This is a genomic window from Intrasporangium sp. (assembly GCF_040414665.1).
Classification (GTDB): domain Bacteria; phylum Actinomycetota; class Actinomycetes; order Actinomycetales; family Dermatophilaceae; genus Intrasporangium.
In genome coordinates this window covers 1-11,054 of record NZ_JBEDUL010000044.1, presented here as the reverse complement: position 1 = coordinate 11,054, position 11,054 = coordinate 1, and the positions used below count along the sequence as shown (strand labels likewise).

At 69.5% G+C, this 11,054-nt stretch carries 13 protein-coding genes and 3 tRNA genes; 10 read left to right on the top strand and 6 right to left on the bottom strand.

Going from position 1 to position 11,054, the window contains the following annotated elements:
- On the bottom strand, positions 1-725 hold a 725-nt coding region (locus tag ABF401_RS05030; RefSeq protein ID WP_353508440.1), incomplete at its 3' end, for an MBL fold metallo-hydrolase.
- Between the two features lie 121 nt (positions 726-846).
- Here ABF401_RS05030 and ABF401_RS05025 point away from each other — a divergent pair.
- On the top strand, positions 847-1,722 hold the full coding sequence (locus ABF401_RS05025) for a hypothetical protein (protein WP_353508439.1): 876 nt from the start codon (positions 847-849) through the stop codon (positions 1,720-1,722).
- A gap of 36 nt (positions 1,723-1,758) precedes the next feature.
- Here the strand turns inward: ABF401_RS05025 and ABF401_RS05020 are convergent, their stop codons facing one another.
- Positions 1,759-3,069, bottom strand: coding sequence for an AI-2E family transporter (locus tag ABF401_RS05020; RefSeq protein WP_353508438.1), 1,311 nt, complete (start codon positions 3,067-3,069; stop codon positions 1,759-1,761).
- 140 nt (positions 3,070-3,209) lie between these two features.
- Here ABF401_RS05020 and ABF401_RS05015 point away from each other — a divergent pair.
- The 6 genes from ABF401_RS05015 to ABF401_RS04990 all read left to right on the top strand — a co-directional run bounded on the left by ABF401_RS05015 (position 3,210) and on the right by ABF401_RS04990 (position 5,833).
- Positions 3,210-3,282, top strand: a tRNA-Thr gene (locus tag ABF401_RS05015).
- 43 nt (positions 3,283-3,325) lie between these two features.
- Positions 3,326-3,402: transfer RNA gene (locus ABF401_RS05010), tRNA-Met, on the top strand.
- 139 nt (positions 3,403-3,541) lie between these two features.
- Entirely contained in the window at positions 3,542-3,712 is a 171-nt protein-coding gene (gene rpmG, locus ABF401_RS05005) for a 50S ribosomal protein L33 (protein ID WP_353508437.1), read from the top strand.
- Positions 3,713-3,849: 137 nt separating this feature from the next.
- Positions 3,850-4,296, top strand: coding sequence for an FAS1-like dehydratase domain-containing protein (locus tag ABF401_RS05000; protein ID WP_353508436.1), 447 nt, complete (start codon positions 3,850-3,852; stop codon positions 4,294-4,296).
- Positions 4,296-4,742, top strand: coding sequence for a MaoC/PaaZ C-terminal domain-containing protein (locus ABF401_RS04995; protein ID WP_353508435.1), 447 nt, complete (start codon positions 4,296-4,298; stop codon positions 4,740-4,742). Before ABF401_RS05000 ends, ABF401_RS04995 begins: the two co-directional genes overlap by 1 nt.
- Before the next feature lie 17 nt (positions 4,743-4,759).
- On the top strand, positions 4,760-5,833 hold the full coding sequence (locus ABF401_RS04990; protein WP_353508434.1) for a UDP-N-acetylmuramate dehydrogenase: 1,074 nt from the start codon (positions 4,760-4,762) through the stop codon (positions 5,831-5,833).
- Between the two features lie 58 nt (positions 5,834-5,891).
- Here the strand turns inward: ABF401_RS04990 and ABF401_RS04985 are convergent, their stop codons facing one another.
- From ABF401_RS04985 to ABF401_RS04970, 4 genes are all read right to left on the bottom strand, one after another.
- Positions 5,892-6,524: a hypothetical protein gene (locus ABF401_RS04985; protein ID WP_353508433.1), complete on the bottom strand. Its 633-nt coding sequence runs from the start codon at positions 6,522-6,524 to the stop codon at positions 5,892-5,894.
- Between the two features lie 100 nt (positions 6,525-6,624).
- Complete coding sequence (locus tag ABF401_RS04980; RefSeq protein WP_353508432.1) at positions 6,625-7,692, bottom strand: adenosine deaminase; 1,068 nt, start codon at positions 7,690-7,692, stop codon at positions 6,625-6,627.
- Positions 7,689-8,213 (bottom strand): DUF5709 domain-containing protein, encoded by a 525-nt coding sequence (locus tag ABF401_RS04975; RefSeq protein WP_353508431.1) that lies wholly within the window; start codon positions 8,211-8,213, stop codon positions 7,689-7,691. The genes ABF401_RS04980 and ABF401_RS04975 overlap by 4 nt, the downstream gene beginning before the upstream one ends.
- Positions 8,214-8,243: 30 nt before the next feature.
- Entirely contained in the window at positions 8,244-9,560 is a 1,317-nt protein-coding gene (locus ABF401_RS04970) for an aspartate aminotransferase type Ic (protein ID WP_353508430.1), read from the bottom strand.
- Positions 9,561-9,753: 193 nt separating this feature from the next.
- On the opposite strand from ABF401_RS04970, the gene ABF401_RS04965 reads away from it, so the two are divergent.
- The 3 genes from ABF401_RS04965 to nusG form a co-directional block, all read left to right on the top strand.
- Positions 9,754-9,826, top strand: a tRNA-Trp gene (locus ABF401_RS04965).
- 100 nt (positions 9,827-9,926) lie between these two features.
- Complete coding sequence (gene secE, locus ABF401_RS04960; RefSeq protein ID WP_353508429.1) at positions 9,927-10,190, top strand: preprotein translocase subunit SecE; 264 nt, start codon at positions 9,927-9,929, stop codon at positions 10,188-10,190.
- Positions 10,191-10,242: 52 nt separating this feature from the next.
- Positions 10,243-11,054 (top strand): transcription termination/antitermination protein NusG (gene nusG, locus ABF401_RS04955; protein WP_353508428.1); only part of this gene is annotated, 812 nt, incomplete at its 3' end.

The following is an 11,054-nucleotide window of genomic DNA, read 5'->3' as shown; positions in this document are numbered from 1 at the left end:
GCGCCGAAGTTGTTGTAGAGCCGGTCGAAGTGCAGTCCCTCGACCTGGTCGGCGATCCGCTGGACGACGTTGCCGGACAGGGGTAGGCGGTTCGGGTAGCTCCGCATGAAGCTGACCGTCTTGCGGTCCGGGTTGGTGAAGATGGCGTCGCCGGCGAGCAGCACGCCACGGCCGTCGTTGCCGGTGGCCCACTCCACGACCGTCTGTCCCGCGAAATGGCCCCCGACCCGGTGGAGGGTCAGGCCGGGAGCCACCTCACGGTGCTCGTCGTAGAACTCGACGAGCTCGGGCCGACGAACCCACTCGCGGTCGCGTTCCGCGAGGATCACGGATGCCCCGAGGCTCTTGGCCCACTCGGTCTGGACGCCGTACATGTGCGGGTGGCTCGCCGCGACGCCGAGCGTCGGGCCGAGCCCGCGCACGAACTCGACCGCTGCGTCGTCCACGTAGCCGACACAGTCGAACAGCAGCGTCCCCTCCGGCGTCCGGATGAGCATCATCTGCTGCCCGATGCCGACCTCGGGCTCCGCCACCAGTCCCCAGAGGTCGGGCTCGACCTCGGTAATGACGATGCGGGTCCCCCTGTCCCGCAAGGCTTCGAGGGTGGTCCACTGCTGCCCCTCAGCGGGAACCCACTGCCTCTCGTCCTCGCAGATCGCGCAGGTCCGGGGCGGGCTCGCGCTGTCCGCGGTCTCCACCCCACACGTTGCACAGATCCAGACCATGGGTCCACCTTGGCTCAACTCGGGGCAGGGAGGCAGGTCCATTTCGGGCCAAGTGGATCGGCCCTCACCGAGCCAGAACCACCGACATGAGACCTGAGTCGAAGACCGACACAATGAGTTCGTGATCCTCCACCTGCGAGCCGCAGTGCAGCAGCTCTACGCCGCCCCTCCGAACCGGTTCACCCCCCTCCGCGGGGAGCTGGTGGCCCAGGCGAAGGAGGCCGGCGACGCCGACCTCGCGAAGCAGATCGGCGCGCTCCGCAAACCGACCATCGCTGCGTGGGCACTGAACCACTTCGTGCGCACGCACCCCGATGAGCTCTCGGAGTTCCGGAACTTCGCCGAGCTCCTCCGGGAGGCCCAGCGCACCCTCGACGCCGACCAGCTCCGGGCCCTCGGCCGCGAGCGCGCCAAGCGCATTGACGCGCTCGGGGTCGAGATCGCGGCTGCCGCAAAGGATGCGGGGCAGTCCGTCGGCGCCGGTGCCCTGGCCGAGGTCCACGAGACGCTTGTCGCTCTCATCGGCGACGAGGAGGCGGAGAAGAAGGTCCTCACCGGTGCCCTCGTCAAGGCCATCAGCTACTCCGGATTCGGCTCGGTCGACATCGAGGGTGCCGTCGCGATCGACGACGACGAGCCGGCCCTCACCGTCGTCGAGGGCGAAGCCGGGGGAGCCGAGCAGGAGGCGACGCCAGCCGTCGACCTCGACGAGCGGCGTCGGGCCAAACGCGAAGCCCAGCGCAACCGGCTCGTCGGCGCCCTCCGCGTCGCGAGGGACGCGACGCGAGAGTCCGACCGCCAGGTCGCGGTGCTGTCCGCGCGCCAGGAGGAGGTCACCGAGGGGATCGCCGACCTCGAGCGTCGGCTGGCGACGGCGCACGAGCGACTGGCCAAGGTCACCGCTGAGCTCGACCGGGCCACTGCCGAGCGAAACCGTCGTGAGAACGCCGAGAGCAGCGCCGAGCGTGCGCTTGCCGACCACGACGCGGACTCCTAGACAGCGGCAGCCGAGTCAGCGGCATACGGCGTCGTCTCAGGGGCGGTTCCCGAGCAGGCGACGGAGGCGGCTGCGCGTGTCCCTGGCTTCGGCCCTCTGCGGTGTCTCACGCACCACCCGCTCGCCGGGCTGGAGCTCCGCGAGGTGCGGCACCACCTCGTACTTGTGCGAGTACACGTCGAACAGCGCCAGGAGCAGCGCCGCAATCGGAACCGCGACGAAGGCGCCACCGATCCCGAAGAGGGACGCCCCGAAGAGGACGGCGGCGAACGACACGGCCGGGTGCACGTCGACGGCGTACGCCGAGATCCGCGGCTCCAGCGTGACGTTCTCGATCTGCTGGTAGGCGACCGCGAAGCCGAGCACGGCCAGGCCCTGCCAGGGCTGCTCGCCGATGAGCCCGATGAGGACGGGCAGGGCGATGGCGATGTAGGTGCCAACCGTCGGGACGAACTGGGCGACGACGCCGGTCCAGATCCCCAGTGCCAGCCAGTAGGGCATCCCGATGATGAGCATGAAGAGGGCGGACAGGCTGCCGCAGATCGCCGCCAGGACGAGGCGTGCGGTGACGTAGCCGCCGGTCTTGCGCACCGCCAGCTCCCACATGAGTCCGAACACCTCCTGCTGCCGCTGCGGAACGAGCTGGGCGATCCAGCGCCGCAGCCGAGGCCCGTCGGCCGAGAAGTAGTACGTGAAGAAGGCGAAGGTCAGGGTGCTGAAGGCGGCCGCCACGACCGAGGCGACGAAGCCGAGGACGCCGCCGGCGAGGTTCTGGGCGATCGTCGTCAACGTCGAGGTGCCGACCCCGAGCCGGTCGAGCATGGTCTGGTAGTCCAGCTCGACGCCGAAACGCTCGGCGGCCCACGTCGTCAGGTCCTCGAGGAGCTGGGGCACCGACTGGGCGAAGGTGCCGATCTGGTCGGACAGCAGCCGGCCGAAGAGGAAGAGGAAGCCGGCAAAGACGATGAGGCTGCCGAACATGACGATCGCCGTCGCGAACCCGCGCTTCATCGACCGGCTGAGCTTGGCGACGGCCGGCTCCATGGCGATCGAGGCGAGGAACGCGAGGATGAGCGAGAAGATCACGCTGCCCGCGTCGGAGAGGACGAACCTGGCCAGGGCGACGAGGGCGACGACGGCGACGACCACCCACGCCGCCCGCCAGACGCTGTAGCGGTCGAGGTGGATCTGGACGTCGGTCGCGTCGTCGGGAGTGCGGGACCGACGGCTGTCCACGTCGTCCCGTTGGGGGGCGTCCCCCGTCTCCGTGGTGGCGGCGTCCCCCGTCTCGGCCGGGAGGGCGTCCGCCGGCTCCGGACCGACCTCGGCCTCCGGATCGTCGCTCATGAACGCATCCTTGCAGCGGCGGACGGCGCGCGCACCGGTGGCGCGCACCGCTCCTGCCGATTTCGTGTCCGCCCGGTCGACCGTGTAGTCTCACCGTCGCACAACAGGTCAGCCCAGCGCCTCGCGCACGGGCTGGCCGTGCCCCAATAGCTCAGTCGGCAGAGCGTTTCCATGGTAAGGAAAAGGTCTAGGGTTCGATTCCCTATTGGGGCTCTGGTCGGTCGGCATGGCCCTCTCGGGCTCCCCGGCAGCCCATGGCGGGGTAGCTCAGCTGGTTAGAGCGCACGACTCATAATCGTGAGGTCGCGGGATCGAGTCCCGCTCCCGCTACCACGGCGAGACCCGGGCGATTTCAGGAAACGTCCGGGTCTCGCGTATTCTTGGTCGTCGCGTGCGCGCTCGCGAGCGCGCGACTCCGAGGATTGCCTCCAAGACCCGATTCACCCCGAAGCCCTTCCGAGAGCAGGTTGTTGTGGCCAGCAAGAGCACAGACGTCCGTCCCAAGATCACCATGGCGTGTGCCAACTGCAAGCACCGCAACTACATCACGAAGAAGAACCGCCGCAACAACCCGGACCGGCTCTCCTTCAACAAGTTCTGCCCGAACTGCGGGCATCACACCGAGCACCGCGAGACGCGCTGACGCGTCACGGCGGTCCTTTCGCTCGACAGCTCCCTCGGCCACGTGGCCGGGGGAGCTTTTCGCTGCCGTATGCCGCTGAGCTCGCCGGGTGGGGACGTGCACCGGGCGCCGGGCGGGCTGCCGCTAGGCTGCGGGCCATGCCGGTGAACGCTGACTTCCAGGGACGCACCTACCCGCCGACGGAGCCCTACCGGGTGGGCGCCGCGAAGATCCGTGAGTTCGCCGAGGCCGTCGGGTCCGACGATCCCGTCCACACGGACGTGGCGGTCGCCCGGGCCCGCGGCTACGCGGACGTCATCGCGCCACCGACCTTCGCGGTTCTCATCGCCCAGCAGTGCGACGCGCAGCTGATCCGCGATCCGGAGGCAGGCATCGACTTCTCCCGGGTCGTCCACGGGGAGCAGAAGTTCGCCCACCACCGCCCGCTCACGGCAGGCGATGTCGTCATCGGCACGCTCCACGTCGACGCGGTCCGAGCGGCGGGCGGTCACGCGATGGTGACGACGCGCACGGAGCTCGTGACCGAGGCCGGGGAGCCCGTCTGCACGGCCACGTCGACCATCGTCATCCGAGGAGGCGAGTGATGAGCGAGCCCACCGCAGCACCGACCGTTCGTCGGGTGGCCGATGTCGCTGTCGGCGACCAGCTGCCGAGCAAGACGATCCACGTCGACCGCGCACGGCTCGTCCAGTACGCCGGGGCCTCCCTCGACCGTAACCGAATCCACTGGGACGAGCGCTTCGCCACGTCGGTCGGGCTGCCGGACGTCATCGCGCACGGCATGTTCACCATGGGTTCGGCCGTCACCGTCGTCAGCGAGTGGGCAGGCGACGCGGGCAGAGTCGTCGAGTACGGCACGCGCTTCACGAACATGGTCGTGGTGCCCTACGACGGGGGTGCCGACATCGAGGTCTCCGGTGTCGTCAAGGCGGTCGACCCCGACACGAAGCGGGTCACCGTGGAGCTGACCGCGACGGCTGCCGGCCAGAAGGCGCTCGGCCGCGCCCTGGCCGTCGTCCGGCTCGACTGACCGGTCAGGCACAGCGCGTGCGAGAGGAACACGACGTCCCCCTGTCGTCCCTGACGACGATGCGGGTCGGCGGGCCGGCGTCGCGCCTGCTCACCGTCGAGACGACGGACGAGCTCGTCGACGCGGTCCGCGAGGTCGACGACGCGGAGGAGCCGCTGCTCGTGCTCTCCGGGGGGTCCAACCTCGTCGTCGGCGACGAGGGGTTCCCCGGCACGGTGGTACGGGTCGCCACCACCGGCATCGCCCGCGAGTCCGTCGACTCCCGCGGCGGCGCACTGGTCCGCGTGGCGGCGGGAGAGGACTGGGATGGCCTGGTGGCCGGCGCCGTGGAGCAGGGCTGGGCGGGGATCGAGGCGCTGAGCGGTATCCCGGGCCTGACCGGGGCCACCCCGATCCAGAACGTCGGCGCCTACGGTCAGGAGGTCGCGCAGACCATCGCGCAGGTGCGCACGTGGGACCGTGAGGAGCAGGCGGTGAGGACGTTCTTCAACGCCGACTGCCGGTTCACCTACCGCCACTCGCGCTTCAAGGGGACCGACCGTTTCGTCGTGCTCGATGTGCTCTACCAGCTCGAGGTGGCTGACCTGAGTCGTCCCATCGCCTATTCGGCGCTCGCCGAGGGACTCGGTGTGCCGCTCGGCACCCGGGTGCCGCTCGCGGACACCCGGGCAGCGGTGCTCGAGCAGCGGCGAAGGCGCGGCATGGTGCTCGAGGCGGCCGACCACGACACGTGGTCGTGCGGCTCCTTCTTCACCAACCCGATCCTCAGCAAGGCGGAGTTCGACGAGTTCGCGGAACGGGCGGCGGAACGGCTGGGCTTCGAGGCGCCCGGACCCCCGCGCTTCCCCGAGCCGGACGGTCGGGTCAAGACGAGTGCTGCCTGGCTCATCGAGAAGGCCGGCTTCGCCAAGGGCTTCGGCCTGCCGGCACCGGCCGCCCTCTCGACCAAGCACACGCTGGCCGTGACCAACCGGGGCGGGGCCACCACTGCTGACGTCCTGGCCCTGGCCCGGCAGCTCCGCGACGGGGTGGAGGACGCGTTCGGCATCCGCCTCGTCAACGAGCCGGTTCTCGTCGGCGAGCAGCTCTGACGCCGCCGATGCCCGGCAGAGTCACCGCGGCCTCAAGGAGTGGGCGAGCCGACGGCTCTCACTTGGTCAGCGCCGCCTGGATGACAAGGGGCTTGATCGCCTTGTCCGTGGTCGAGACCTCGTAGGCCGGCCGGTGGAACATCAGGCCAAGCTCCTTGGAGCCCTTGTCGATCTTGTAGACGAGCCAGCCCCTGCGCGTCTGGCCGCGCTTGGCCGTCTCGATGGGCTTGGCGTAGGTCGGACCGAACTCGGTCGTCGGCCGGGCGTAGGAGTCACCGAACTTGAGGGTGACGTACTTCGGGGGCAGCTCTGCGGAGTAGCGGTCACCGGCCTCGAACGTGGCGTACACGCCGACGATCTCGAAGGCCTCAGCGGCGACGGGGTGGCCCTTCGGCCACGGCATGTTGCGCACCACCTGGGTCGCCGTGATGGTGTGGCCGAGTACCGGGTCCTTCAACGTCACCTTGACGGGGACCTTGGTGGGCTCTGCGACGACCGGGGTGGTCGGGGTCGCGGTCGGCTCCGTCGTCTCGGTGGCGGTGGTCGGCGGCGTCGTCTCCGTCGAGGCCGACGTCTGGCTCCGGGTCGGGTCCGCCGTCACGGGGGCTTCGCTGCTGCACGCCCCGAGCACGAGGATCGGGGCCACGATGACCGTGGCCCCGAGTCGGCAGAGGCGGTTCTTTCGGGCCATGCGAGTGCTTGCGGGGAGCTGCTTTTCTGTCGTCATATCCGGTCCAGCATGAACGGAAGACCGAAGTTCGAGCAAACCGGCACCGTACACCGGACGGACGTCATACCGGCAAAGCGGACTTCTCCGGCTCGTCGGCCAGCCATCCGTCGATGTCCCGCAGAGCCGTGGAGCGGAGCGCCTCAGGCGCCCGGCTCGCGAGAATGGAGCCGCGAGCGAGGTCGGCCAGAACCGGATCCGAGCAGCCCAGGTCGCGGGCCATCTCGTACTGGTGGGTGAGCCGGTTGCCGAAGAGGAGCGGGTCGTCGGCCCCCAGCGCCACGCGGATGCCGGCGTCGAGGATCTGGGTGAGGGGCACGTCATCGGCCTCCGCGTAGACGCCGAGGGCGATGTTGCTGCCGGGACACACCTCGAGCGCCACTCCGGCCTCGGCCACGGCGTCGAGCACCTGCGGGTCCTCCACCGAGCGCACCCCGTGTCCGATGCGATCCGGGTCCAGGTACTCCAAGGTCTCCATGACCGACTGTGCCCCCAGCAGCTCGCCACCATGCGGCACGAGGGCGAGGCCGGCTCGCCGGGCGATCGCGAAGGCGGGTGCGAAGTCGGCGACGAGGCCGCGGCGCTCGTCGTTGGACAGCCCGAAGCCCACGACCTCGCCTGCTCCGGTGCCGGCATGCCGGACAGCCAGCCGGGCCAGCGTGCGGGCCTCGAGCGGGTGCCGCATGCGACTGGCGGCCACGATGATGCTGACGCCGATCAGGCCCTCCGCCGACACCGCACGGGCCTCGTCGAGGACGATCTCGATGGCGGGGGTGATCCCGCCGACGAACGGAGCGTAGGACGTGGGGTCGATCTGGAGCTCGAGCCACCGCGACCCCTCGGCTGCATCGTCCTCGGCCGCCTCCCGGACGATCCGGCGCATGTCATCCTCCCCGCGCACGCAGGCTCGCGCCGCGTCGTACAGGCGCTGGAAGCGGAACCAGCCACGCTCGTCCGTGGCCTTGGCCAGACGCGGCGGCCAGTCGCCGAGGAGGGCGTCGGGCAACGGCAGGCCGTGCTTCGACGCGAGCTCACGCACCGTGGCGATGCGCATCGACCCGGTGAAATGCAGGTGGAGGTGCGCCTTGGGCAGCACCTCCACCGAACGGTCCCCCTGAGAGCCTCTCGTCACTCGCGGGTCGTTTCGTTGCTCGTCCCGTCGATGATGTGCACGGCAGCCTCTTCCGCGGATGCCGCGGCACCGTCGATGCCGACGTCGCGGGCCCACAGCTCCTTCTCCGTGTCCTCGTGGGTGCCCTCGTCGTCCGAGACGAGCCGGCCGGCACGCCGGTCACCCACCTCGCTGTCCCCGAGCCAGTCGTCCTCCGCATCGATCGAGTCGGGATCGTCACCGCCGACTCGATCGTCCTCGTCGAGGCCGCTCTCGTTGTGCGGCGCGCCGTAGGCGGAGTTGGGGTCGGGCTCCTCCTGAAGGATGCGCTGGTCGATCGTCTCCTCGAGGGACTGCTCGTAGGCGGTGGTGCCAAAGGCGTTGGAACCCCGTGCGGTGTCGGGCGGCGAGTAGCCGCGGTCCAGGGCATCCTCGACGCCATCACTGACCAAGGTGTCCTCCGGCTGGAGCTGGTCCTCGTCGTCGACGCTGTACGTCGTGAGGTCGTCGGAGATGTTCTCGTTCGGCTCCGTGCCGCTCATGTTGGGTTTCCTTCCTCGTTCAGCGTGTCATCACGCGTTCTGTGCCGTACCCACCTGCACGCCCCGTTCAGCGGAGACCTTCTCCGCCGCGGCCAGCGCGACGCACGTCGCGACACCGGCCATGGCGGTGCGAACCTCGTCGAGCGTGGGGAAGCTGGGGGCGAGGCGGATGTTGCGGTCGCGAGGGTCATTGCCGTGGGGGAAGGCGGCACCCGCAGGAGTGAGGGCGATGCCCGCCTCCCTCGCCAGGGAGATGACCCGTGATGCGGTGCCGTCGACGACGTCGAGGTTGACGAAGTAGCCCCCCGTCGGATGGCTCCACTCGGCGATGCCGCGGCCCGCGAGCTGTGCGCTCAGCGCTTCGTCGACCGCGGCGAACTTCGGGGCGAGGATGTCACGGTGCTTGGCCATGTGGTCCCGGACCCCCTGGGCCGAGCCGAAGAACTCGGCGTGCCGGAGCTGGTTGACCTTGTCCGGCCCGATCGAGCCCATGGACAGGTGTTTGAGGTACCAGGCGATGTTCGCCTCGCTCGCGGCGAGCACGGCGACGCCGGCGCCGGCGTAGGTGACCTTGGAGGTCGACGCGAAGACGATGGGCCGGTTCGGGTGCCCCGAGGCGGCGGCCAGCGACAGGATGTCGGCGCTCTTGGCCTCCTCCTCGGTGAGGGGGTGGAACGCGTAGGCGTTGTCCCAGAAGATGGTGAAGTCCGGCGCGGCCGTCGGCATCGCCGCCAGTCGCGCCGCGATCTCATGGGAGACGATGGCACCGGTGGGGTTCGAGTAGGTCGGGACGATCCAGATGCCCTTGACGGCTGGATCGTCCTTGACGAGCGCCTCGACGGCTGCCACGTCCGGCCCGTCCGGATGCATCTGGACGGTGACCATCTCGATGCCGAACGAGCCGACGAGCGAGAAGTGACGGTCGTAGCCGGGGACCGGGCAGATGAACTTCACTCGCTCCTCCTGTGACCAGGGGCGCGGGGACTCGACGCCTCCGTGGAGCAGGAAGTCGACGATCGTCGTGTGCATCATGCTCAGGCTCGAGTTGCCACCGACGATGACCTGCGACGGGCTCGTCCCGAGGAGCTCGGCGAAGATCTCGCGGAGCTCGCCGATCCCCTCCAGTCCGCCGTAGTTGCGCACGTCCGTGCCGGAGCGGTCCCGGGTCGAGGTCGGCAGTCGCAGCAGTGCATCAGACAGGTCGAGCTGGTCCGCCGCGGGCTTCCCGCGGGTGAGATCGAGCCGGAGGCCGGCGGCCCGCAGCTCCTCGTACGCCTTCTGCTGGTCCTGCAGGTAGCGGGCGAGCTCGTCGTCGGAGAGATCTGCCAGGGGTACGTGCGTGGTCACGAATCGATCCTCCCACCAATGGCCGCCGGGTCGCCGGTCCGGTCCGAATCCGGGTGGCGCTGCGGGTGGTGACGCCCCTGCCCGCCGGTTAGCCATGACCGTCTCCGTCCCGTATGATCGACCTTCGGACGGCGCCCAGGCCCATCGCTGACGGCTGCCGTTCCACCGGGAATCCCCCAACGAGACTCGGTGAAGGGCAATAGCTCAATTGGTAGAGCACTGGTCTCCAAAACCAGCGGTTGGGGGTTCGAGTCCCTCTTGCCCTGCGTTCCACAAGTGGTCGTCGTGCGTGGCGGCACGCGACTTATCGCCTCGCCAGCTCGAGGCGCTGTCGCGGGCCTCGACCCAAGACAGAAAGTAGGAATCGTGACGGAGACAAAGGCCAGGAGTGGGTCCGGCCGGGCCGACAAGGCTGCGGGTGGCAACCCGGTCTCGCGTTTCTTCGGCGCGATCGGCCTCTTCGTGCGGCAGATCCTCGACGAGCTCCGCAAGGTCGTTCGGCCGACCGGTCCCGAGCTGGTGCGCTACACGACGGTCGTCGTCGTCTTCGTGCTGGTCATCATGGGGATCGTGTCCGCGCTCGACTTCGGATGGAGCAAGCTCGTGTCGTGGGCCTTCGTGGGCGGGTAGCTCGCGCCGCCGGAGCCGACAGCGAACCAAGAGCAAGGAAGTAGGTCAGCACGTGTCCGACCAGTTCGCCCAGCAGGGCGTTGACACCGAGTACGCCGAGCGCGACGTCCCGGCCACTGAGGCCGACTCCGTCGACCGCGGGCTCGGCGCTGTCGTGGACGCCCAGGCCGACGACGCCGTGACTGACGAGGCGGTCGAGGCCGACGAGGTTGCCGAGGTCGACGAGGTTGCCGACGAGTCCAACGACGTGACCGACGAGATCGAGGTGGCCCAGGTCGCCGAGCCGTCCGACGAGGACCCGATCGCGGCGTTCAAGGCCGACCTGCGCTCGCGCGTCGGCGACTGGTTCGTCGTGCACTCCTACGCCGGCTACGAGAACCGGGTCAAGGCCAATCTGGAGACCCGGATCCAGACCCTCAACATGGAGGACTACATCTTCGAGATCGAGGTCCCCATGGAAGAGGTGACCGAGATCAAGAACGGCCAGAAGAAGCTCGTCCGCCGGGTCCGGATGCCCGGGTACGTCCTCGTCCGGATGGATCTCACCGACGAGAGCTGGGGTGCCGTGCGCCACACGCCCGGCGTGACCGGCTTCGTCGGCAACGCCCACCAGCCCGTGCCGCTGTCGGTCGACGAGGTCTTCACCATGCTGGCCCCGAACCTCGAGGTCCCGTCCGAGACCGCCGGCGCTGCCGCCGCCCAGGCCGCGGCTCCGAAGCCGGTCGCCGTCGTCGACTTCGAGGTCGGCGAGTCGGTCACCGTCATGGAGGGGCCCTTCGAGACCCTGCCCGCCACGATCTCCGAGATCAACCCGGACACGCAGAAGCTCAAGGTGCTCGTCTCGATCTTCGGGCGCGAGACACC

Coding starts and splice junctions, on each gene's coding strand:
- ABF401_RS04985 (WP_353508433.1), bottom strand. CDS start 6,524: ATGGCCCGAAAGAACCGCCTCTGCCGACTCGGGGCCACGGTCATCGTG.
- ABF401_RS05020 (WP_353508438.1), bottom strand. CDS start 3,069: ATGAGCGACGATCCGGAGGCCGAGGTCGGTCCGGAGCCGGCGGACGCC.
- ABF401_RS04995 (WP_353508435.1), top strand. CDS start 4,296: ATGAGCGAGCCCACCGCAGCACCGACCGTTCGTCGGGTGGCCGATGTC.
- ABF401_RS05000 (WP_353508436.1), top strand. CDS start 3,850: ATGCCGGTGAACGCTGACTTCCAGGGACGCACCTACCCGCCGACGGAG.
- ABF401_RS04975 (WP_353508431.1), bottom strand. CDS start 8,213: ATGAGCGGCACGGAGCCGAACGAGAACATCTCCGACGACCTCACGACG.